The sequence below is a fragment of the Sphingomonas sp. MMS24-J45 genome, from assembly GCF_044881195.1.
GTDB lineage: Bacteria > Pseudomonadota > Alphaproteobacteria > Sphingomonadales > Sphingomonadaceae > Sphingomonas.
In genome coordinates this window covers 2,796,109-2,818,192 of the sequence record NZ_CP173255.1, presented here as the reverse complement: position 1 = coordinate 2,818,192, position 22,084 = coordinate 2,796,109, and the positions used below count along the sequence as shown (strand labels likewise).

The window sequence follows — 22,084 nt, the reverse complement described above, 5'->3', positions numbered from 1 at the left end:
TGGTGTAGCGAGCATCATGCCCCTTCGTCACCCCGGCCTTGTGCCGGGGTCCACCACGCCAACGGGTGAAAGCCAGATATAGGGTGCTGCGCGAGCCGCACCGTGGCCCCCGGCACGAGGCCGGGCGGCGGTTTTTTGCACCCCTTCACCCCGCCCCCCAACCCGCCATATGCACCCCATGTCCCGCGCCCGCGTCCTCGTCCTCAATTCCGCGCTTGGCCCGCTCGATTACCGCGTGCCGCACGGCATGAGCGTCGAACCGGGTTCGGTGGTGGTCGCCCCGCTCGGGCCACGTCAGTTGCTCGGCGTGGTGTGGGAGCCGGAGCGGATGCCCTCGGATGCCGAGGTCGGCGACAACCGCCTGCGCAACCTGGTCGGCGTGCTGCCGGTGCCTGCGCTCGCCGCGCCGCTTCGCCGCCTGATCGAGTGGACCGCTGACTATTACCTCAGCAGCCCCGCTGCGGTGGTGCGCATGGCACTCGCCTCCACCTCCGCGCTGGAGGGCAGCAAGACCATCACCGAGTACCGCGCAACCGGCGACGTCCCCGGCCGCCTCACCCCGCAGCGCGAGCAAGCGCTGGAGCGGATCGGCGCCACGCAAGGCCTGATCCGCGAGTTGGCCGCGATCGCCGAAGTGTCCGACGCGGTCATCCGCGGGCTCGTCAAGACCGGCGCGCTGGAGCCGGTGGAAGTCGACATCGACAGCCCCTTCCCGCTGCCCGACCCAGCTTTCGCCGCCCCCGCGCTCTCGCCCGATCAACGCGCCGCCTCCGCCACGCTTGTCGCAGACGTATCGGCCCGCGCCTTCGCCCCCACCCTGCTCGACGGCGTCACCGGCTCGGGCAAAACCGAAGTCTATTTCGAGGCCGTCGCCGCCGCGATCCGCGAAAACCGCCAATGCCTCGTCCTGCTCCCCGAAATCGCGCTGACCGAACCCTTCCTCAAACGCTTCGCCGCGCGCTTCGGGGTTCAGCCGGTCGCCTGGCATTCGGGCCTGCGCTCCTCCCAACGCCGCCGCGCCTGGCGCGCGATCGCCAGCGGCCAGGCCCTCGTTACCGTCGGTGCGCGCTCGGCGCTGTTCCTGCCCTATGCCAATCTCGGCCTGATCGTCGTCGACGAAGCGCATGAGACGAGCTTCAAGCAGGAAGAAGGCGTGCATTACCACGCCCGCGACGTCGCGGTGATGCGCGGCAAGTTCGAGCAGATCCCGGTGATCCTCGCGTCCGCCACCCCCGCGATCGAGACGCGCCAGCAAGTCGCGCTCGGCCGCTATGCCGAGGTCAAGCTCCCCGGCCGCTGGGGCGCCGCCGAAATGCCTGCGATCACCGCGATCGACCTGATCGCCGAGCCGCCAGAGCGCGGCCGCTGGATCGCCCCGCGCCTGCTCACCGCAATGACCGAGACGCTGGAGCGGCGCGAACAAGTGCTGCTGTTCCTCAACCGCCGCGGCTATGCCCCGCTCACCCTCTGCCGCACCTGCGGGCACCGCTTCCAATGCCCCAATTGCACCGCCTGGATGGTCGAGCACCGCCTGGTGCGCCGCCTCGCCTGTCACCATTGCGGCCATACCGAGCCGGTGCCGAAGGTCTGCCCCGAATGCCAGAATGAGGACACGCTGGCGGCCGTCGGCCCCGGCGTCGAACGCATCGCCGATGAAGTCACCGCGCTGTTCCCCGACGCCAAGATTGCGGTCGTCACCTCCGACACGATGTGGTCCCCCGCCAAGGCCGCCGAATTCGTCGCACGGATGGAGGCGCACGACATCGACATCGTCGTCGGTACGCAGCTCGTCACCAAAGGCTATCACTTCCCCAACCTCACGCTGGTCGGGGTGATCGACGCCGACCTTGGGCTCGACGGCGGCGATCTGCGCGCGAGCGAGCGCACCTTCCAGCAGATCATGCAGGTCGCGGGGCGCGCCGGGCGTGGGGCCAAGCCCGGCCATGTCTACATCCAGACGCACAGCCCCGGCGCGAGTGTGATGCAGGCGCTGGTTTCCGGCGATGCCGAGGCATTCTATGCCGCCGAAACTGAGCACCGCCGTGAGGCCGGTGCCCCGCCGTTCGGGCGCTTCGCTGGGATCGTGGTGTCGAGCGAGGATCAGGCGGCGGCCGTCGAAACCGCCCGCCTGATCGGCCGCGCCGCCCCCGATCCGGATACGCTCGACGGTGCGATGGAAGTCTACGGTCCTGCCCCCGCCCCACTCGCCATGCTGCGCGGGCGGCACCGCTACCGCCTGCTGGTCCACGCCAAGCGCGGGCTGGACGTACAGGACGTGATCCGCGATTGGCTCGGGCGCGTGGAATGGCCCGCCAAGGTACGCGTGGTCGTCGATGTCGATCCGTATAGCTTCGTGTAAAAACATTCACTTGCGCAGTATGCGGCGAGCCCCTTTTATGCCGGCCAGGACATACATTCCGAGGTTGGTGATGGCGCATAGAATCGGTGCTTGGTGGCTCATCCTCGGCCTCATCGCGGTGCCAAATAGAGCGTCGGCGGCGTGTAAGCTCTCGCGATATGTTGATATTCCAGTGACGATGGCGGGGCCCCGCCCCGTCGTGACCGCGCAGATTAACGGTCGCGATGCGCGCTTCATTCTCGACAGTGGCGCGTTTTTCAGCACGATCTCGGCGGCGACCGCACAAGAGTATGGGCTGAAAATCGAAAGCCTGGGTAACGCGCGCCTTCAGGGCATCGGTGGCGATACATCGCTGAGCGTGACGACCGCCAAGGAGTTGCGTCTAGCCGGCGTGCCGATCCCCAAAATTGAATTCGCGGTCGGCGGGAGTGACACCGGCTTTGCCGGATTACTCGGCCAGAATATCTTAGGGCTTGCAGACGCTGAGTATGATTTGCCACACGGCTTCGTCCGGCTGATGAAAAACGAAGGCTGCCGGAATGGGCAACTTGCCTATTGGGCGGGGGCGAAGCCATTTACCGTCGTGCCGATCCTCCCGATGGGCCAAGGCCAGCGCCACACGATCGGTACGATCCTAATCGACGGCAAAAAGATCAAGGCCGTGTTCGATACCGGCGCGGTAGGCTCGATGCTAACGCTTGACGCCGCCAAGCGGCTGGGCAAGGCGCCCGGCTCTGCCGATGTCGAGACCACCGGCTTCGCTTATGGCTTGGGCACCAAGCGCGTCCGGGCATGGCGCACGCGCTTTGCGACGATCGACATCGGCGGCGAACTGATCAGCAAACCATGGGTGAAAATCGCCGATTACGCGCTTGACGGCTCAGACATGCTAATTGGCGTCGATTTCTTCCGGACCCACCGAATCTACGTCGATAATCAGAACCACCGAATGTTCATCACCTACGAAGGCGGGCCGCTGTTCGGGCTCGATCCCAAGGGCGCTGTCGATGAAACCGGCGCGCGGCTCGATTTGACAGACAAATCGAGCGAGCCCACCGATGCCGCCGGATACAGTCGCCGCGGCGGCGTCTTCGCCTCGAACGGCAAGCTCGAAGAAGCGCTGGCCGATTTCGACAAGGCCGTGACGATGGCACCGGACGAGGCGCGGTACTTGATCCAACGCGGCGAGGCGCGTTTGCGCAATCGCCAACTCCTGCTCGGTGCGGCGGATATCGACAAGGCCATCCAACTTGCCCCCCAAGACGGTGACGCGCGCATCGTGCGTGCCCAATTGCGGCTCAGCACTCGCGACCCAGCGGGCGCGCTGAGCGACTTGAAAGCAGCAGATGCAGCACTGGCGCAATCGTCAGACGCGCGGTTGCGGCTCGCCAGCATGTACAACTCGGCGGATGACCCGACGAATGCCGTGCCGAACTACGACAAATGGCTCCAGGCACACCGCGAGGACAGCAACCGTGCGACCGCGTTCAACGGTCGCTGCTGGGCGCGCGCGCTGCTCAATCAAGAACTCGACAAGGCTTTGAGCGATTGCAACGCAGCACTGAAATTACATCCCGGCGAGGCCAATATCCTCGACAGCAGAGCGCTCGTATATTTGCGGGGCGGCGCGCTGGACAAGGCGCTGAGCGATTACAATGCGGCGTTGAAGGTGCAGCCGCGCAATGCCTGGTCGCTCTACGCACGGAGCATTGCAGAGCGCCGCTCCGGTAATATCGCCGCGGCCAACGCAGACCGCGCCGCCGCCATCGCGATCAACCCCCGCATCGCCGAACGCGCCAAGAGATACGGTCTTGATTCGTCCATGCAATAAGCGGCGGCCGGTAGTGAACCACGCGAGTTGCCTCTGTCATACCGCGCCGCTTCCTGCCAACATCGGCCGATGATCCGTCTGTTTTGCCTAGTCGCCGTCCTGCGCGATCGATTCAGCGCAATGGTACACGCTTCGTCCCCGCCGATGCGCACCTTTGGGAGGCAGGCGGCAGCCTTGGTCGGCGCCGCTTTGCTCCTCCTGGGTCTCGCCGCACCGGCGCGCGCCGACGACATCTCGGCAACCGGGCGCGGCGTGGTGCGCGTCGTGACGATTGCGATCGTGGATGACGAAGTGGTCGGCTTCGGCCACGGCAGTGGCGTCGCGATCGCGCCGAATCGGATCATCACCAACGCGCATGTCGTGGAGCTGCTGGCGCGCTTTCCCGGCAACGTCGTCATCGGGATCGTCCCATCCGAGGGTAGCAAAAGCTATCAGGGCCGCGTCATCGCGGTCGATGCCGTGCACGATCTTGCGCTGATCGAGATCACCGGCGTTCGCCTGCCCACCGTCGCGCTTTACACCGGGCCGCTCGAGGAAGGCAGCATGGTGACCGCGCTCGGCTATCCCGGCAATGTCGATCTGGCGACCGCAAAATCGGCGGCGGATTACATCCATCCGCTTTCGCCGATCCGCTCCGAGGGAGTCTTTTCCGGGCGGCGGCAAATGAGCGGGACCGACGTGCTGCTCCACACCGCGCCGATCGCGCGGGGCAATTCGGGCGGGCCGCTGCTCGATCCGTGCGGGCGCGTGGTCGGGATCAATTCGGCAATCACGCGCGGCGAGGAGGGCAATTCGAGCTTCGCATTCGCCATCGCCAACAGCGAGGTCGCCGCATTCCTGAACAAGGCCAAGCAACCTTATGTCGGCGTTGGCACGCCATGCACCAGCATCGCCGATATCGAGAAGCTCGATCAAGCCGCCGAAGCCCAGGCCACCGCGCTGTCCGACGCAAGCAAGCGCGAAGCGGCGAACAAGGCCGTACTGGCGCGCGAGGCTGCGCTCACCGCTGCGCGTGCTGCTGCAGATCGCCACCGCGAGAATATCATGGGGCTGGCCGTGCTGATCCTCGTGCTCGGCGCGATGGCGGTTGGGGCTGGCGGGTTGCTCGATGCGCAGGCGATGCGGCGCGAGGCGATCATCGCCTGGGTACTGGGCGGGCTGACGATGCTGGGCGCGATCGTGCTGTTCGTGCTGCGGCCGAGCGGCGAGCCGATCCTGCCGCAAGCCGTTGCCGCCGCGAACAAGCCGCTCGCGCCCACCGTTTCTTCCACCGCCCCGCTAGGCAAGATGGTGTGTCGCGTGGTGCCCGAGCGCAGCCGCGTCATTTCTTCCTCGACGCAGGATGTGACGATCGACTGGGGCAAGGCGGGCTGCATGAACGGTCGCACGCAATATGCCGAAAATGGCAGCAAATGGGACCGCATCCTCGTTCCGTCGGAGGAGCAGACGGTCTCCGTCCTGCAATTCGATCCGGCCACGCGCAGCTACGCCAATTCCCGCTATTTCCTGAGTGCCGACCAGATGGAGGGCCTGCGCAAGATCCGTGCGACGGTGAAGCTGAAGGCCTGTTCGCCCGACGAAGCAGGCCGCGCCAATCTGGCGACGCAGCAAGCCGCGATCCGCATGGCGCTACCGGCGCGCCCGAACGAGAAGATCGTCTATAGCTGCACGCCCGCGCCGTAGGATCAGCGCCGTGCCCACATCGGCGCAACGAAGTTCCCGCGGCGGTACGCAAGAACAAGCAAGGCCACGCCGAACAGCGTATCGACGATCACCGCGGTCAGCGACGCCTCCGCACCGAACGCGCCGCCGGTCAGCAGCGTCGATCCGCTGACCGCGGGTTTCAGCAGCCCGACCTGCTGAAACCCCGAGACCGGAATGCCGTACAGTGCCCCTTGCGCGAAATTCCACGCCGCGTGCAGCCCGATTGCCGCCCACAACCGTCGCGTCAGCATATAGAGCGCGGCGAGCATGATCCCGGCCTCCAGTGCGATCGCAATCCCCGCGAACAGCGTCGCATTGGGATTGGCAAGATGCGCCGCCCCGAACAACGCGCCCGACAATGCGAGCGCGATCCAGCTCCCGAACAAACGCTCCATCAACCGAAAGAAGATGCCGCGGAACAGCGTCTCCTCGACCAGCCCGGTCAGCAGCGAGGTAGCGAGCGGCAGCAGCAGCACCGACGGCGAATTGGTCCCGACGATCCGATACCCGCCGAGCACCAGGATGATGACGAACACCAAAGAGAACAGCACAATCCCCGCGCCGAAACCGCCGCCCAGTTCGGCCAGCCACCCTCGCGTCGCAAAATCGGCGACCTCGCGCCGCCGCTCGACGAAGCGCACCAGAATCCAATAGGCGAGCATGATGATCCCGGCATTCGCCGCACTGACCACGACTTGCGCCCAGCCGCTGAAATCGCCCGGGCGGTTGCTCGGCAGCACAAGATGCGACGCCGTGCTGCCCGCGATGATCAGCGCGATCGCGATCGCCAGCAGCGTCAGCGGAAAATGCACCACGCGCCAGACGATGCTGTTCGGCGGCGTGTTCGGTTCGATCGGCTTCATGGACGGCCCCCTGCTGTGCCGCACACGTAACACGCGGGAATCGCTTGGCAACCGTCTGGCTCGTTTCACTCCACCCCTTCGCGCGTCCGCAAGGCAACCTTGCGGTCGATCCCGTACGCATAGCCGCCGAGTGTCCCGTCGGTCCGTTGCGCGCGGTGGCACGGGACGATGATCGACACCGGATTCGCGCCGCACGCCGTGCCCGCCGCGCGCACCGCCTTGGGATTGCCGACCGCCGCCGCGAGTTCGGCATAGCTGCGCGTCTCGCCGAGCGGGATCGCGCGCAGCGCTTGCCAGATCGCCTCCTGAAACGCAGTGCCCTGCACGTCGAGCGGCAAATCCTGGTCGCGATCGGGCAATTCGACACTCGCCACCACTTGTGCCGCCAGATCGGCCAACGCCGCGCCGCCCGGGACGATCTCGGCATGGGGGAACCGCACGCGCAAAGCCGCCTCGCCTTCGTCGAACGACACCCGGCACAACCCCTTGTCGGTCGCTGCGACCAGCATCGGGCCAAGGCTGGTGTCGGCGATCGTCCAGCGGATCGTCACCCCCGCCCCGCCGCGCTTCCACGCGCTCGGCGTCATGCCCAGCCGCTTGCCCGCGCTTTCGTAGAACCGGCTCGGCGCGGAATAGCCAGCTTCATAGATCGCGTCGGTCACACTGGTGTCGCTGGTCAGCGCGTGCGCGGCGGCCCGCGCCTTCAGTCCGCGCGCATAGGCCGCCGGGGTGACGCCGGTCGCGCGCTTGAACAGTCGGTGGAAATGATGCGGCGCATAGCCGACCAGCGCGGCCAGTTCGTCCAGCCCAAGCGTCTCCTCCGCCCCCTCGATCAGCGCGACGGCGCGCGCGACCGCCACCCGGTCACGCCCGACCTGATCCGGCGTGCAGCGCAGGCACGCGCGAAACCCGGCCGCGCGCGCTTCCTCCGGCGTGCGGAAGAACAGCACGTTCTCGCGCTTCGGATGCCGCGCCGGGCAACTCGGCTTGCAATAGATGCCGGTGGTCTTGACCGCACCGACGAAGCGACCGTCGCTATGACGGTCTCGCGCTTCGAAGGCGCGCCAGGCGGCATCGGGGTCGAGCGGGAGCGGGAGCGTTTGCGTCATGCGACCGTCATAGCCGCATCGCCGCACGAGCGCCTCCCGCGCTTTGCGCTCAAAGCAGTGGCGCCATCAGCCCCGCCGCCGCGCCCGCTCCCGCGCATCGTCGCGCCCGGCGATCAGGCGCGTCGCGCGATTCGCCGCTTCATTCCCTTCGCCCGCTCCGGCGCGGACGGCATCGCCATAGAGCTTCACCGCAGCCTCATAATCGCCACGCTGCTCGGCACAGACACCCAGATTGAAGAGCAGCGACGGATAACCCGCGGCCTCACTCTGCATCGCCTCCCAGCCAGCACACGCGCCGCGCGGATCGCGCTTGGTGAGCTTCACCAGATCCTTGAACCGCTGCGCAACGTCCTTGGTCAGCCCCTTGGTGCTCTCCCGCACGCGCACCTGATAAGTCTCCACACGGGGCACCAGAGCGCCACGCATCGATTCCGCGATGTCGCGCAGCGCACCCGACACGACGGTTTCGACCGTGCGATCCGGGCTTTGCCGTTCGCACCACGACGTCTCGTCGCGGATCGGACGCGCTTCGGAAAACAGAATCTTGCCATCGGTGTTACGGACGATGCGGATATCGGCGTTCATGTCGATGATGCGCCGGATGCAGGGGATCGAGACCTCCTCCTCCTTCGTGCATTTGCCGTCCGCCGCCTTCTCGACGCACTTCTTTTCTTTCTGCGTGTAGGGCTGCATGTCGACGCCGGTGGATACCGCGCCCGAGACCGAGCCCTCGGCAGTATCGCGCCCGACCCGACCGCCGACCACCGCGAACTGGCTGTTGGTCAGCGCGCGTTCAATCGCGATGGCGAGCGCGGGTCCGTCGGCACCCCCGAAGCGATCGACCGAGATCGACCGCAGGAAACTCGCCTCGCGATTCGCAGCCGGGAATTCCCCCGTAACTTGCAGCGTTTCCGCGCGCGCGATGCCGCCCGCAACGAACGCCAGCGCCAATGCTCCCAAAATGCTCGATCTGCGCACGACAGGCCCCCTTCCCGCTATACCCCGCGGAAAATACCGCGCTCGCGCAGCAATCGCCAGTGCCGCGCGTGCGGATGCACGCCTAACCCGCGTTCATCTCGAACAGTTCGAGCGTACGCTCGCGCGCGAGATCGGCACTTGGCTCGTGATAGTCCTTGCGCCGGTCGGAATTGAAGCCGTGCCCGGCCTCGTACACGTAGACAGTCGCCTTGGGCCAATCCTTCGCGATCACCTTCTCAACCCCCTCCATCGGAATGCCGGTGTCGTGGCGACCGAAGTGGAGGATCACCGGAACCTTGGGCTCCTGATCCGCCGCCGCCGGGATCAAGCTGCCGTAATAACCCGATGCCGCAGCAACCCCGCGCATCCGCGTCGCCGCGAACCAAGCGACCGACCCGCCATAACAATAGCCGACGACGAACACCGGCCCCTTGGGCACCAGCGCATCGACGCAGGTCTGCACGTCGGCGAGCGACAAATCAAACGGATGCAGTTCGCGCGCCAATTGCATCGCGCGGGCGAACCCGTCGCCGGAGTATTCCGCCTCAAAGCCTGGGTGCTCACGGTCGAACAAGGCGGGCGACAGCACTTCATAGCCGTCCGCTGCATATTCATCGCACAGATCGCGGATATGGTCGGTGATGCCGAAGATTTCCTGGACCAGCACCAGCCCGCCCTTGCGCGCGCCGGTCGGCTGCGCGTGATAGACGGCGATCTCCGCGCCGTCGGACATCGTCATCTTTTCCATCGTGCCGGTCATCGAATCGCTCCGCCTGCAGGGACTTACGGCCCAGCGCTAGCGATGTTCGGCGCGCCGCGCTACGCCGCGCGCACGTCGGCGATCAGACGGTTGATCTGGCCGCGCAGCCGTTCGACGCCGCTGGCGACATCCCCTGCGGTGCGCGTAACCTGATCGGCACTATGGCGCGATCGTTCGGCGCGATCCCGCAGCGCTTGCATATGGGTAGCGGCATCTGCGGTCCCGCCCTCCACCTCGGCGATGGCGCGAGCGATCGCCTGCGTCATGCCGCGCTGCTGATCGACCGCGCTCGCGACATTCGCCGAGGATCGATCGAGTTCAGCAACCAGTGCATCGACCGATTCGATCGTCGCCAGCACCGTGTCGCTGGCCCCGCGCACGGCAGCGAGCCGCGCCTCGATCCGTCCGGCGGCAGTCTGCGTCTGCCGCGCCAGACCCTTCACTTCGTCGGCCACCACCGCAAAGCCGCGCCCCGCCTCGCCCGCGCGCGCCGCCTCGATCGTCGCGTTGAGCGCGAGCAGATTGGTTTGCCCAGCGACTGCCGCGATCAAATCTAGCACCGCGGCGATCTCGGCAATCAGTTCGCCGAGCAATTCCGCCCGATCGCGCCCTTCCAGCGTGCGTGCGCGGACCGTGGCGACGCTGGCACGCAATTCGTTCGCCTCGCGGCTGATCCGCTCGATCGCGCCAGCCAGCGCGGCGGCCGATTGCGTGATAGTGCGGGCATTGTCGGCGCTCTGCTCGGCAATCGCTGCGGTCGCCATCGCCTGCTGTTCGGTCGCCCCGGCTTCGCCCGACATAGCCGCCGCCGTCTCGCGCAAGGCGGGGCCGGCCGAGGCAAGTTGCCGCACGGCGGCACCAGCTTCCCCCTCGAACGCCCCGAACAACGCATCGAGATGCGCGGCACGGCGCGCCCGCCCTTCCTGCTCGCGACGTTCCTGTTCGCTGACCGCATCGGCACTGCGCCGCGCTTCCTCGCGCAGGCGTCGCGCGTCGGCCGAGCGTTGCCGCGCGAAAGCGAGCGCGCGGGCAATGTCACCGATCTCATCGGTACGGTCGAGCGCGGGGATCGGCGTATCGGCGCGCTCCAGCGTGATGTCGCGCGTCGCCTCGGCAATCAGCGCGAGCGGGCGTTCGACTCGCTGCCGCAGCATCCGCATCCCCCAGAAGGCAACGAGAACCGCGCCGACCGTGATCATGGCGACGAGTACATAGACTCGGGCGAAACCAAGCTCGAGCGCGGCGCGCTCCTCCAACGCATCGCGGCGCAAATCGCCGATCAGCGTCGTACTGGCGGCGGTTAGCGGATCGATCGCCGCGTACAGCGCGCCGCTCACGAAGAAATCAAGCTGATCGGTCCGCCCCGCGCGCAGCAATTCGACCAGCCGATCGAGCGCGGCATCCGCGTCGCGCCGGGCCGCCGCGACATGCGCCACCGCCGGGGTGCGGCGCGCATCGAGATCGTGTTTGGTGAACGCCGCCCAGCTTGTCGCAATCTCCGCGCGGCTCTGTTCGATCGTGGTGACCGCGCCAACCGCTGACAGATTGCCGCTGCGCACCTTGTGCGCGGTCAACAGGGCGCTGGCGTAGCTTGCGTTCACGCGCTGCAATTCGCCGATCGGATAAAGCCGGTTCATCACCAGGACCGAGACGTGATGGCTGGTCGCGACCGTCGTCCCGATCAGGGCAATCGCCAACACCGCCTGTATCGCAAGCAAGCCGAACACGATCCGGCGGAGTTCCACCCGCATGTTGCGCCCCCCGGCCTCCCACCGGGTGGCAAGGCGCGTGAAGAAGACGGTCAGAATCGGAAGCGAGGCTGATCGAGCAATGCTGTTCATAAGCAAGGCTGTGCCCGCCAAGCCCACAAGGAACGGTTAAGCGGATGTTACGGTTCGATGAAACACGCGGGCGCACATCGCCTTTAGCACACGGCTTGCATCCGCCCCGACCCGATGCTAACCGCCCGCCATCCCATCGGCAGGCGCATTCTAACGCCTTCCATTCGCATGGGGCCACCATTCGTGCCCAAGAGGACCCCAATCGCGTGGAGACATCCGGCGGTATTCAAGCGAGCTTAAGCGGACGCTATGCGACCGCGCTCTTCGAGCTTGCGCGTGACAGCAAGGCGATCGACGCGGTCGAGGCCAGCCTTGGCCGCGTGCGCGAGACGATCGCACAGTCGAGCGAATTTGCCCAGCTCATCGCCAGCCCGATCGTGTCGCGCGGGGCTGCCGCAAAGGCGATCGCCGCTGCCGCCGACATGATCGACGTCGATACGACGACGGCGAAGTTCCTCGGCGTGCTGGCGCAAAATCGCCGCCTGTCGCAGCTTCCTGCGATTATCCGCGCGTTCCGCGGTCTCGCGGCGCGGCACCGTGGAGAGACCACGGCGGAGGTGATCTCCGCCCATCCGCTCTCCGACGATCAGGTCGATACGCTTAAGCAGCAGCTTCGCACGCGCATCGGCACCGACGTTTCGGTCGACCTCTCGGTCGATCCTACCCTTCTCGGCGGTCTGGTCGTCCAGATCGGCTCGCAACGGATCGATTCGTCGATCCGCACCCGTTTGAACTCACTCGCGAACGCGATGAAAGGCTGAATCATGGACATCCGCGCCGCAGAAATTTCGAAGGTCATCAAAGACCAGATCGCATCGTTCGGCACCGAAGCGCAGGTTTCGGAAACCGGCCAAGTGCTGAGCGTCGGTGACGGCATCGCCCGCATCCACGGGCTCGACAACGTCCAGGCGGGCGAAATGGTCGAGTTCTCGAACGGCGTGCAGGGCATGGCCCTCAACCTCGAGGCCGATAACGTCGGCGTCGTGATCTTCGGCTCGGACAGCCAGATCAAGGAAGGCGACGTCGTCAAGCGGACCGGCACGATCGTCGACGTTCCCGTCGGCAAGGGCCTGCTCGGCCGCGTCGTCGATGGTCTCGGCAACCCGATCGATGGCAAGGGCCCGATCGTTTCCGATCAGCGCAGCCGCGTCGAAGTCAAGGCACCGGGCATCATCCCGCGCACCTCGGTCAACGAGCCTGTGCAGACCGGTCTCAAGGCGATCGACGCACTCGTCCCCGTCGGCCGTGGCCAGCGCGAGCTGATCATCGGCGATCGTCAGACCGGCAAGTCGGCCGTCGCGATCGACACCTTCATCAACCAGAAGGCCGCGCACGCAGGCGATGACGAGAGCAAGAAGCTCTATTGCATCTATGTCGCCGTCGGCCAGAAGCGCTCGACCGTCGCTCAGCTCGTCCGCACGCTGACCGAGCAAGGCGCGATGGACTATTCGATCGTGGTTGCTGCAACCGCATCGGACCCGGCTCCGCTGCAGTTCCTCGCGCCCTACACCGGATGTGCCATGGGCGAATATTTCCGCGACAACGGCATGCATGCGGTCATCGTCTATGACGATCTGTCGAAGCAGGCCGTCGCGTATCGCCAGATGTCGCTGCTGCTGCGCCGTCCGCCGGGCCGCGAAGCCTATCCCGGCGACGTGTTCTATCTCCACTCGCGTCTCCTGGAGCGTGCGGCGAAGATGAACGACGCGAACGGGGGCGGCTCGCTCACCGCGTTGCCGATCATCGAAACGCAGGCAGGCGACGTGTCCGCCTACATCCCGACCAACGTGATTTCGATCACCGACGGCCAGATCTTCCTCGAAACCGACCTGTTCTTCGCGGGCGTCCGCCCGGCGATCAACGTCGGCCTGTCGGTCAGCCGCGTCGGCTCGGCCGCACAGACCAAGGCGATGAAGAAGGTGTCGGGCTCGATCAAGCTCGAGCTCGCCCAGTATCGCGAAATGGCGGCGTTCGCGCAGTTCGGTTCGGACCTTGATGCTTCCACGCAGAAGCTGCTCAACCGCGGCGCGCGCCTGACCGAGCTGCTGAAGCAGGCACAGTTCTCGCCGATGCCGTTCGAAGAGCAGACCGTCTCGATCTTCGCAGGGACCCAAGGCTTCCTCGATACCGTGCCGGTCAACGCCGTCGTCCGCTACGAGCAGGCGATGATCACAGCGATGCGCGCCGATCATGCCGATCTCCTCGCCGACATCCGCGACAAGCGCGACCTGTCGAAGGAGACGACCGAAGCGTTGAAGACCGCGCTGGCTGCGTTTTCAAAGACGTTCGCGTAATTAAGGATCAACCGTCACCCCAGCGAAAGCTGGAGTCTCCCGGTAACGGAGAGATGCCAGCCTGCGCTGGCATGACGAGATTGGGAAAACGATGGCATCACTGAAGGCCCTCAAGATCCGCATCGGCTCGGTGAAGTCGACGCAGAAGATCACCAAGGCGATGAAGATGGTCGCCGCCGCGAAACTGCGCCGCGCGCAGGAGGCGGCGATCGCCGGGCGTCCTTATGCCGAGCGGCTCGAAGCCGTGATGGCGTCGCTCGCCTCCAAGGTGTCGGTCAGCGAAAGCAGCCCCAAGCTGCTCGCCGGCACCGGCAAGGACCAGACGCACCTCATCATCATCGCGACCTCAGAGCGTGGTCTCGCGGGTGCGTTCAACTCGAACATCGTCCGCGCCGCGCGCCGCAAGGCCGAAGAGCTGGAGGCCGCTGGCAAGACGGTGAAGTTCTACGTCGCCGGCAAGAAGGGGCGCGTGATCCGCCGCTTCTTCCCGAACCAGATCGCCGCTGACCACGAAATGAGCCACATCAAGACGGTCTCGTTCGCCGATGCGCGCGCGATCGCCGACGATGTGATCGCGCGCTTCGAAGCGGGCGAGTTCGACGTGGCGCACCTGTTCTACGCCAAATTCCAGTCGGCGCTGGTGCAGGAGCCGGTCGGCAAGCAGATCATCCCGGTCGCGATCGACACGAATGCCGCCCCGGTTTCGGACGGTGGTGCCGCGGTCGAGTATGAGCCCGATGAGGAAACGATCCTCGCCGAGCTGCTGCCGCGCAACGTCGCGATCCAGGTGTTCCGCGCGCTGCTTGAAAACGCCGCGTCGGAGCAGGGCAGCCGCATGACCGCGATGGACAACGCCACGCGCAATGCCGGTGACATGATCAACCGCCTGACGATCCAGTACAACCGCAGCCGCCAGGCCGCGATCACTACCGAACTGGTCGAAATCATCTCGGGTGCCGAGGCGCTCAAGTAAGTGAAGATCGCGCGCGCCTTGCCGATGATCCTGTGCGTGGCGCTTGCCGCGTGCGGCGGCGCGCCTGTGTCCAATTCGGTCGATGCCGCCAACGCAATGTCGAACGAATTGCTCGATCCGGCCACGGAAATGGCGCGCCGCTGGGCTACGGTGTTCAACGACGCCGCACTCCGCGTCCGCGCCGCCAAGGATATGGGCTATACGATTGGCGCGCTGACCGCTGGCGCGCCCGGCACCTTCTCCGCGAAGAGCGACGAACAGGTGATCCAGCTCCCGGGCTCGCCGATCAGGACGCGCAGCACGCTCGAAGCATCAGGCACGAAGGCGGATCTGGTCGATCGCTACGTCTTCACCTTTACCTCGACCGGCGATGACGGGCGCGACAGCAAGTCCGCAGGCGATGCCGACAAGACGCCCCTGCGTGTTCTGTCGGGCTTTCTCGGCCGCTTCGACGTACAACCGACCGACCCGATCAAGGCCGGGATCAAATCGTTGCAGCCGGTCGATGTCAGCCTTCCCGGTGCGCGGATCGTGTTCGATCCGGGGCCGGTTGCCGACCCCGAACACAAACGCAATCGGAGCTCGATGATCACGATCGTCCGCCCCGGCGCGACAAGCCCGACGACACCGCAAGATCAAACCATTCCCGCACCAGCCGCCCAGAACAAAGCGACAAGGAAGTAACAGATGGCCACCGCAGCCCCCACCGCAGACAAGCCCGCCCGCAAGCCGCGCGCGCCCAAAGCCGCAGCTCCCGAAGTGACGGCACCGATCGCGACGACCAACAGCGTCGGCCGCATCAGCCAGGTCATCGGCGCCGTCGTCGACGTGACGTTCGAGCAGGATCGTCTGCCCGCGATTTTGAACGCGCTCGAGACCTCGAACAACGGCAACCGCCTGGTGCTCGAAGTTGCGCAGCATCTGGGTGAAAACACCGTCCGCACGATCGCGATGGACTCGACCGAGGGTCTCACCCGCGGTCAGGAAGTCACCGACACCGGTTCGCAGATCCGCGTGCCCGTCGGCCCGCAGACGCTCGGCCGCATCCTCAACGTCATCGGTGAGCCGATCGACGAGCGCGGCCCGGTCGGCCACACCGAAACCGCCCCGATCCACGCAAAGGCCCCCGATTTCGTCGATCAGTCGACCGAGTCGAGCATTCTCGTCACCGGCATCAAGGTCATCGATCTGCTCGCACCGTACGCAAAGGGTGGCAAGATCGGCCTGTTCGGCGGCGCCGGCGTCGGCAAGACCGTGCTCATTCAGGAACTGATCAACAACATCGCCAAGGGCCATGGCGGCACCTCGGTGTTCGCAGGCGTCGGCGAGCGTACCCGCGAGGGTAACGATCTGTATCACGAGTTCCTCGACGCGGGCGTTATCGCCAAGGATGCCGACGGCAACCCGACGCCGGAGGGTTCGAAGGTGGCGCTGGTGTTCGGCCAGATGAACGAGCCGCCGGGCGCCCGCGCCCGCGTCGCGCTGTCGGGCCTGACGATCGCCGAATATTTCCGCGACGTCGAAGGCCAGGACGTGCTGTTCTTCGTCGACAACATCTTCCGCTTCACCCAGGCGGGTTCGGAAGTCTCGGCGCTGCTCGGCCGTATCCCGTCGGCCGTGGGCTATCAGCCGACGCTGTCGACCGACATGGGCGCGCTGCAGGAACGCATCACGTCGACCAACAAGGGCTCGATCACCTCGGTGCAGGCGATCTACGTTCCGGCAGACGATTTGACCGATCCGGCCCCGGCCACCTCGTTCGCCCATTTGGACGCGACGACCAACCTCAACCGCGCGATTTCGGAGCTGGGCATTTACCCGGCGGTCGACCCGCTCGACTCCACCAGCCGCGTTCTGACCCCGGCGATTGTCGGTCAGGAGCATTACGACACCGCCCGCCGCGTCCAGGAGACGCTGCAGCGCTACAAGTCGCTGCAGGACATCATCGCCATTCTCGGCATGGACGAGCTGTCGGAAGAAGATAAGTCGATCGTGTCGCGTGCGCGCAAGATCCAGCGCTTCCTTTCGCAGCCGTTCCACGTCGCCGAAGTCTTCACCGGCATCAGCGGCAAGTTCGTGCAGGTCGAGGACACCGTCCGCTCGTTCAAGGCCGTGGTCGATGGTGAGTATGACCATCTGCCGGAAGCAGCCTTCTACATGGTCGGCGGCATCGACGAAGTCGTCGCCAAGGCCGAGAAGATGGCCAAGGAAGCGTAATCGACTCGCCCTCTCCCCGCCGGGGAGAGGGCTTCTTACTCCCCTCCCGCTTGCGGGAGGGGCTGGGGGAGGGCCTGACCACAGGCTGTCCTTCGAACATCACGCCCCTCCCCCGACCCCTCCCGCAAACGGGAGGGGGAAGGAAGAATACAATGCTCCACTTCGAACTCGTCACCCCAGAACGCCTCGTCCGCAGCGAGGACGTGTACATGGTCGTCGTCCCCGGCACCGAGGGCGATTTCGGCGTGCTGGAGGGCCATGCCCCGGTCATGTCGACGATCCGCGACGGCGCGCTGTCGGTCTATCGCACCGAAAAGGGTGAACCCGAAACGATCGCGATCGAGGGCGGTTTCGCCGAGGTTTCGGCCACCGGCCTGACCGTACTGGCGGAACGCGCCGCCTGATTTTCCGAACCAGCCGCCCGGCGCGGTGGTTTGGTTAGGAAATTGTCAAACTCTCATCCTTAACAAATGCCCGGTGACCAATAGGAAACGGGCAGCATGAGTGCATTTGGACGTCGACCCGGAGCCGCGGGGGCCGGAACACGGCCCGCCTTCGGCGTGGCGCGCCCCATGCATGGCGGCGGTGCGGCCCCGCGACCAACCGACGGCGAAGCGGCCCCCGGCGCTGGCGAACAGTTTCCACCACTGCCCACCCTCCCCGACAGCGATCCGATGGGCACCATGCCCGGTACGCAGCAGGACGCGATGCAGCGCCTCGCCGACCGACAGGCGTCGTCCGCTGAATTGGGCAGTTCCAAGGTCGAAGGCTTCGAAAGCTCGATCCACAAGATCAAGGAACAGGTGCTGCCGCGCCTGCTCGAACGCGTCGATCCCGAAGCGGCAGCCACGCTCAACAAGGACGAGCTCGCCGAAGAATTCCGCCCGATCATCGGCGAAGTGCTCGCCGAGTTGAAGCTGACGCTCAACCGCCGCGAGCAATTCGCGCTGGAAAAGGTGCTGGTCGACGAATTGCTCGGTCTCGGGCCGCTCGAGGAATTGCTCGCCGATCCGAACATCACCGACATCATGGTCAACGGCCCCGAGCAGACCTATGTCGAGCGCAAGGGCAAGCTCGAACTCGCGCAGATCCAGTTCCGCGACGAAGAGCATCTGTTCCAGATCGCGCAGCGCATCTGCAACTCGGTCGGCCGCCGCGTCGATCAGACCACGCCGCTCGCCGACGCCCGTCTAAAGGACGGTTCCCGCGTCAACGTGATCGTGCCCCCGCTGTCGCTGCGCGGCACCGCGATCTCGATTCGTAAGTTTTCCGCCAAGCCGATCACGCTCGACATGATGGCGGGTTTCGGATCGATGAGTCCGAAAATGGCGACCGCGCTCAAGATCGCGGGAGCGTGCCGTTTCAACGTCGTCATCTCGGGCGGTACCGGCTCGGGCAAGACGACGATGCTCAACGCGCTGTCGAAGATGATCGACCCGGGCGAGCGCGTGCTGACGATCGAGGACGCGGCCGAACTTCGCCTGCAACAGCCGCACTGGCTCCCGCTCGAAACGCGTCCCGCCAACCTCGAAGGCCAAGGCGAAATCAGCATCCGCGATCTGGTGAAGAACGCGCTGCGTATGCGCCCGGATCGCATCATCCTCGGCGAAATCCGCGGCAGCGAGTGTTTCGACATGCTCGCCGCGATGAACACCGGCCACGACGGCTCGATGTGTACGCTCCACGCCAACTCCCCGCGCGAGGCGCTGGCGCGTATGGAAAACATGGTGATGATGTCGGACATCAAGGTTCCGAAGGAAGCGATCAGCCGTCAAATCGCCGATTCGGTCGAGATGATCATCCAGGTGAAGCGCCTGCGCGACGGCTCGCGCCGCGTGACCAACGTCACCGAAGTGATCGGCATGGAAGGTCCGGTGATCGTGACCCAAGAGCTGTTCAAGTTCGAATATCTCGACGAGACTGCTGATGGGAAAATCATCGGCGAATATCGCTCGATGGGCCTGCGTCCCTATACGCTGGAAAAGGCGCGGACGTTTGGCTTCGATCAGGCGTATCTCGAGGCGTGTCTCTGAGCGTGAGCCTCCTTTAGCGTCACCCGGCCTGATACCGGGTAGCCCCCGAAAGACACGCCGCGGGGTCGCATATTGGAAACGCTCCCGAAATCGACGGCCGCGTGCGCAAGGTCTAAGGTCACGCCGATGCGCGCACTTCTCGCCCTTCCGCTGCTGATCGCTGCCGCACCCCAACCGGCGGCCACAGATGTGCTCGCGCCAGATGCCGAGGCGCGCTGGATCGCGTTCGAACTGACCACCGCCAACCAGATCCGTTTTTCGGCGATCGTCGATGGCCAACCCGTCAGCGCGATACTCGACACCGGGGTCAGCATGTCGCTGCTGTCGCGCAATTTTGTCGACCGGGCCAGGCTGCACATCACGTCCGGTCCAGCGGCGATCGCGATCGGTGGCGCGGTGGCCGGCGGCTCCGTCAATGTCGGCCAGATCAGGATCGGGGCGTTGACCCGGCATCTCGCACACCTGGCAACCGCGCCCCTGCCCGATGCGGCAACGGGCGGGACGCCAGTCGATCTTCTCGTCGGACGCGACGTCACGCAGGGCTATGCGCTCGACATCGATTACGATGCGCGGCGCTTCCGGATGCTCCCCTCCGGCCGCTTGCCGTTTCGCGGCAGCACCGCGCCGCTGCGCATTGCGGGCACCTGGCCGGGCTATGTGACCGAGATTTCGATTGGCGCCGCACGCATCACGCGCATCCTAATCGACACGGGCGACGGGGGTGCGGTGACGCTGCGCAAAGGGGTGTGGGATGCCCTGCCCGAGGCGAAGGCCCCGACCACCAGCACGATCGCTTATGGCATTGGCGGACCGTCGGAGGTCGATCTCGCGATCGTACCCGCACTCCGCAGCGGCACGCTGACCGCGCGCACTGTCGAAACGCGGATCGAACCCGACACCGGCTATACCCGAACGATCGGGATGAACGGGCGGATCGGCTCCGGCTTCCTGGCGGGCTACCGCGTCTTGGTCGATCCCGCCGCCGGGCGGATGGTGCTGAGCCCCGGCAAACATGCCGACGCGCCGCCGTTTCGTTCGACCAGCGGCCTCGTTCTGCGCGTCGAGCCCGACAGGCTAACGGTGCTCCACGTCATGCGCGGCGGGCCTGCCGAAGCCGACGGATGGCGGACAGGCGCGCAGATTTGCCGGGTCGATGACGCAGCGATCACACCGGATACCCCGCTACGCTGGCCGGTCGATCGGCCGGGCCGAACCGTCCGGCTCGGCCTGTGCGACGGCACCAAGAAGACGCTAACGCTGCGCCACTTCTACTGATTATGCGTCGCCACGATCGCGCAGCAAGCAGCGGCGATCAACGCGAACATCTGCAGCGTGCGCCAATCGACCCAACCGATCGAATCGAGATCGCGCCGCTTCGAACGCCGCCAGTCGCCCAAGCCCGCGGCAATCGCCACAAACCCGGCGACTACGGCCGCGACCCACCAGACGTTCAAACCGCTCAGTCGCCGAGCTTTTCGATCTTTTCATTCAGCCGTCCGAGCTCCGCCTTCAGCGCGGCGATCTCGTCATCCTTGCTGCTGGCGGTCTGCGGGGCCGCGCCGGATGTGCTCTTTACACCCGGCTTGAACGCCTGCGTCGCGGCCTCGAACATCGCCATGTTCTGCTTGGCGAGTTCGGCGAAGGGAGAATTGGCAAACGCTCCCTCGACCGCCGATTTGAACTGCTGCTGGTTGCGGCGGAAACTGTCCATCGACGCTTCGAGATAGCCCGGCACCATCGCCTGCATCGAATCGCCATACATCGCGATCAACTGGCGCAGGAAATTGACTGGCAGCATCGTCTGCCCGCGCTGTTCCTCTTCCATGATGATCTGGGTCAGAATATTGTGCGTGATGTCCTCTTCGGACTTCGCGTCGAGCACCTTGAAATCACGCCCCTCGCGCGTCATCGCGGCGAGGTGATCGAGCGTGATGTAAGACGAGGTCTCGGTATTGTAGAGGCGGCGGTTCGCGTATTTCTTGATTGTGACCGGGCCATCGCCCGGCGTGGTCTTCTTCATGAAAAGGCTCCCCGCCTATGGTTGCTTCTGCCGTACCACCTTTTGATACTGCACCGCAACACGGACCACGCCCGTTACCGTTGTTCCTCGACATGTTGCGCGAAGAAACCGCGACGTCACTGGATCGCCGCGCCGCAGCACTGGCGGGATTGCGCGCGTATCAGGCTTTTCGCCGGGGACGCGCCCACAGGCCCGCCCCCGCGCGTTTCCGCAAAGGTACCGCGCGCCTGCGCGATTATGGCGCAAAAGGGGGCAGTGGGCGCGCGGTCATCTTTGTGCCGTCACTGATCAATCCGCCGCACATTCTCGACCTGGCCCCCGACATCTCCTTGCTGCGCTGGTTGGCGCAGCAGGGGCACCACCCGTTCCTGCTCGATTGGGGGACACCGCCGCCGAAAGCACGCGGCATGGACGTAACGGCGCATGTCGAGCGGGTGCTGCTCCCGCTGATCGCCAAGTTCGCCGAGCCGCCGGTCCTGGTCGGCTATTGCCTTGGCGGCACGATGGCGCTGGCGGCGGCGTGCATTGCGCCCGTCGCCGGGCTCGCGCTGGTCGCATCCCCCTGGACCTTCGCCGGCTTCGGCGCGGCGGCGCGCGGCGAAATCGCCGCGCTATGGACCGCCGCCAAGCCGACGTGCGAATCGATGGCCCTCGTGCCGATGGAAGTGCTTCAGGCGGGCTTCTGGCGGCTCGATCCGGCGCGGACGATCGGCAAATATGAGACGTTCGCCGCAATGGACCCGGCCAGCCCCGCCGCGCGCCGGTTCGTCGCGATGGAGGATTGGGCCAATGCCGGTGCGCCTTTGCCCTATGCTACCGGACGGCAGTTGTTTGAGGATTTCGTCGGCAACGACATGACCGGCGCTGGGCTTTGGAAGATTGGCGGAAAGGCAATCACCCCCACCGCCATACCCTGCCCGGCGATCGAATTCGTCTCGCGCAACGATCGCATCGTCCCCGCCGCCAGCGCCGCAAATCTGCCCGATCGCCACGATCTTGGTGCCGGGCATGTCGGGATGATCGTCGGCGGCTCGGCTCTTAACCAGGTGTGGGAACCTTTGTCGGGCTGGTTAAACGCATTACCCCAGCCTAAATAGCCGCC

Annotated in this window: 19 protein-coding genes; 12 read left to right on the top strand and 7 right to left on the bottom strand. The window is 65.7% G+C overall.

Translation table 11 applies throughout. The features are described 5' to 3' along the window. The first annotated feature begins 178 nt into the window (after positions 1 to 178). From AB5I39_RS13665 to AB5I39_RS13655, 3 genes are all read left to right on the top strand, one after another. Positions 179 to 2,359, top strand: a complete 2,181-nt coding sequence (locus tag AB5I39_RS13665; protein WP_404374159.1) for a primosomal protein N' — start codon at positions 179 to 181, stop codon at positions 2,357 to 2,359. Between the two features lie 70 nt (positions 2,360 to 2,429). Beyond that, on the top strand, positions 2,430 to 4,190 hold the full coding sequence (locus tag AB5I39_RS13660; RefSeq protein WP_404374157.1) for an aspartyl protease family protein: 1,761 nt from the start codon (positions 2,430 to 2,432) through the stop codon (positions 4,188 to 4,190). A 120-nt stretch (positions 4,191 to 4,310) separates the two neighbouring features. Continuing rightward, entirely contained in the window at positions 4,311 to 5,873 is a 1,563-nt protein-coding gene (locus AB5I39_RS13655; RefSeq protein WP_404367879.1) for a S1C family serine protease, read from the top strand. 2 nt (positions 5,874 to 5,875) lie between these two features. Here AB5I39_RS13655 and AB5I39_RS13650 read toward each other — a convergent pair whose 3' ends face one another. The 5 genes from AB5I39_RS13650 to AB5I39_RS13630 form a co-directional block, all read right to left on the bottom strand. Continuing rightward, a complete protein-coding gene (locus AB5I39_RS13650; RefSeq protein ID WP_404367876.1) occupies positions 5,876 to 6,757 on the bottom strand; it encodes a lysostaphin resistance A-like protein in 882 nt (293 codons plus the stop codon). A gap of 65 nt (positions 6,758 to 6,822) precedes the next feature. Beyond that, the gene (gene ada / locus AB5I39_RS13645) at positions 6,823 to 7,866 is read right to left on the bottom strand and encodes a bifunctional DNA-binding transcriptional regulator/O6-methylguanine-DNA methyltransferase Ada (protein WP_404367873.1); all 1,044 of its coding nucleotides are present in this window, start codon (positions 7,864 to 7,866) and stop codon (positions 6,823 to 6,825) included. Positions 7,867 to 7,932: 66 nt separating this feature from the next. Further along, on the bottom strand, positions 7,933 to 8,844 hold the full coding sequence (locus tag AB5I39_RS13640) for a hypothetical protein (protein ID WP_404367870.1): 912 nt from the start codon (positions 8,842 to 8,844) through the stop codon (positions 7,933 to 7,935). 82 nt (positions 8,845 to 8,926) lie between these two features. Next, entirely contained in the window at positions 8,927 to 9,604 is a 678-nt protein-coding gene (locus AB5I39_RS13635; RefSeq protein ID WP_404367867.1) for a dienelactone hydrolase family protein, read from the bottom strand. A 59-nt stretch (positions 9,605 to 9,663) separates the two neighbouring features. Continuing rightward, on the bottom strand, positions 9,664 to 11,355 hold the full coding sequence (locus tag AB5I39_RS13630) for a methyl-accepting chemotaxis protein (RefSeq protein WP_404367864.1): 1,692 nt from the start codon (positions 11,353 to 11,355) through the stop codon (positions 9,664 to 9,666). A 296-nt stretch (positions 11,356 to 11,651) separates the two neighbouring features. Between AB5I39_RS13630 and AB5I39_RS13625 the strand changes: the two genes are divergently transcribed. The 8 genes from AB5I39_RS13625 to AB5I39_RS13590 all read left to right on the top strand — a co-directional run bounded on the left by AB5I39_RS13625 (position 11,652) and on the right by AB5I39_RS13590 (position 20,237). After that, complete coding sequence (locus AB5I39_RS13625) at positions 11,652 to 12,206, top strand: F0F1 ATP synthase subunit delta (protein WP_404367861.1); 555 nt, start codon at positions 11,652 to 11,654, stop codon at positions 12,204 to 12,206. Between the two features lie 3 nt (positions 12,207 to 12,209). After that, a complete protein-coding gene (atpA, locus tag AB5I39_RS13620; protein ID WP_404367859.1) occupies positions 12,210 to 13,739 on the top strand; it encodes a F0F1 ATP synthase subunit alpha in 1,530 nt (509 codons plus the stop codon). A 91-nt stretch (positions 13,740 to 13,830) separates the two neighbouring features. Continuing rightward, a complete protein-coding gene (locus AB5I39_RS13615) occupies positions 13,831 to 14,712 on the top strand; it encodes a F0F1 ATP synthase subunit gamma (protein ID WP_404367856.1) in 882 nt (293 codons plus the stop codon). Further along, the gene (locus AB5I39_RS13610) at positions 14,713 to 15,396 is read left to right on the top strand and encodes a hypothetical protein (protein WP_404367853.1); all 684 of its coding nucleotides are present in this window, start codon (positions 14,713 to 14,715) and stop codon (positions 15,394 to 15,396) included. A gap of 3 nt (positions 15,397 to 15,399) precedes the next feature. Next, positions 15,400 to 16,929 carry a F0F1 ATP synthase subunit beta gene (atpD, locus tag AB5I39_RS13605; protein ID WP_404367850.1) on the top strand — a complete coding sequence of 510 codons (1,530 nt, stop codon included), beginning with the start codon at positions 15,400 to 15,402 and terminating at the stop codon, positions 16,927 to 16,929. A 152-nt stretch (positions 16,930 to 17,081) separates the two neighbouring features. Next, entirely contained in the window at positions 17,082 to 17,333 is a 252-nt protein-coding gene (locus tag AB5I39_RS13600) for an ATP synthase F1 subunit epsilon (RefSeq protein WP_404367848.1), read from the top strand. Positions 17,334 to 17,429: 96 nt separating this feature from the next. Further along, complete coding sequence (locus AB5I39_RS13595) at positions 17,430 to 18,962, top strand: CpaF family protein (RefSeq protein WP_404367845.1); 1,533 nt, start codon at positions 17,430 to 17,432, stop codon at positions 18,960 to 18,962. A gap of 126 nt (positions 18,963 to 19,088) precedes the next feature. Further along, on the top strand, positions 19,089 to 20,237 hold the full coding sequence (locus AB5I39_RS13590; protein ID WP_404367842.1) for an aspartyl protease family protein: 1,149 nt from the start codon (positions 19,089 to 19,091) through the stop codon (positions 20,235 to 20,237). Here the strand turns inward: AB5I39_RS13590 and AB5I39_RS13585 are convergent. Then, positions 20,231 to 20,416: a hypothetical protein gene (locus tag AB5I39_RS13585; RefSeq protein ID WP_404367839.1), complete on the bottom strand. Its 186-nt coding sequence runs from the start codon at positions 20,414 to 20,416 to the stop codon at positions 20,231 to 20,233. The genes AB5I39_RS13590 and AB5I39_RS13585 overlap by 7 nt on opposite strands. 5 nt (positions 20,417 to 20,421) lie before the next feature. Continuing rightward, the gene (phaR, locus tag AB5I39_RS13580) at positions 20,422 to 20,982 is read right to left on the bottom strand and encodes a polyhydroxyalkanoate synthesis repressor PhaR (RefSeq protein WP_404367836.1); all 561 of its coding nucleotides are present in this window, start codon (positions 20,980 to 20,982) and stop codon (positions 20,422 to 20,424) included. Between the two features lie 92 nt (positions 20,983 to 21,074). On the opposite strand from phaR, the gene AB5I39_RS13575 reads away from it, so the two are divergent. Further along, positions 21,075 to 22,079, top strand: coding sequence for an alpha/beta fold hydrolase (locus AB5I39_RS13575; RefSeq protein ID WP_404367833.1), 1,005 nt, complete (start codon positions 21,075 to 21,077; stop codon positions 22,077 to 22,079). The last annotated feature ends 5 nt before the right edge of the window (positions 22,080 to 22,084 follow it).

Coding starts and splice junctions, on each gene's coding strand:
- AB5I39_RS13600 (WP_404367848.1), top strand. CDS start 17,082: ATGCTCCACTTCGAACTCGTCACCCCAGAACGCCTCGTCCGCAGCGAG.
- AB5I39_RS13575 (WP_404367833.1), top strand. CDS start 21,075: ATGTTGCGCGAAGAAACCGCGACGTCACTGGATCGCCGCGCCGCAGCA.
- AB5I39_RS13655 (WP_404367879.1), top strand. CDS start 4,311: ATGGTACACGCTTCGTCCCCGCCGATGCGCACCTTTGGGAGGCAGGCG.
- AB5I39_RS13635 (WP_404367867.1), bottom strand. CDS start 9,604: ATGACCGGCACGATGGAAAAGATGACGATGTCCGACGGCGCGGAGATC.
- AB5I39_RS13665 (WP_404374159.1), top strand. CDS start 179: ATGTCCCGCGCCCGCGTCCTCGTCCTCAATTCCGCGCTTGGCCCGCTC.
- phaR (WP_404367836.1), bottom strand. CDS start 20,982: ATGAAGAAGACCACGCCGGGCGATGGCCCGGTCACAATCAAGAAATAC.
- AB5I39_RS13595 (WP_404367845.1), top strand. CDS start 17,430: ATGAGTGCATTTGGACGTCGACCCGGAGCCGCGGGGGCCGGAACACGG.
- ada (WP_404367873.1), bottom strand. CDS start 7,866: ATGACGCAAACGCTCCCGCTCCCGCTCGACCCCGATGCCGCCTGGCGC.
- AB5I39_RS13590 (WP_404367842.1), top strand. CDS start 19,089: ATGCGCGCACTTCTCGCCCTTCCGCTGCTGATCGCTGCCGCACCCCAA.
- AB5I39_RS13615 (WP_404367856.1), top strand. CDS start 13,831: ATGGCATCACTGAAGGCCCTCAAGATCCGCATCGGCTCGGTGAAGTCG.
- AB5I39_RS13650 (WP_404367876.1), bottom strand. CDS start 6,757: ATGAAGCCGATCGAACCGAACACGCCGCCGAACAGCATCGTCTGGCGC.
- atpD (WP_404367850.1), top strand. CDS start 15,400: ATGGCCACCGCAGCCCCCACCGCAGACAAGCCCGCCCGCAAGCCGCGC.
- atpA (WP_404367859.1), top strand. CDS start 12,210: ATGGACATCCGCGCCGCAGAAATTTCGAAGGTCATCAAAGACCAGATC.
- AB5I39_RS13630 (WP_404367864.1), bottom strand. CDS start 11,355: ATGCGGGTGGAACTCCGCCGGATCGTGTTCGGCTTGCTTGCGATACAG.
- AB5I39_RS13660 (WP_404374157.1), top strand. CDS start 2,430: ATGGCGCATAGAATCGGTGCTTGGTGGCTCATCCTCGGCCTCATCGCG.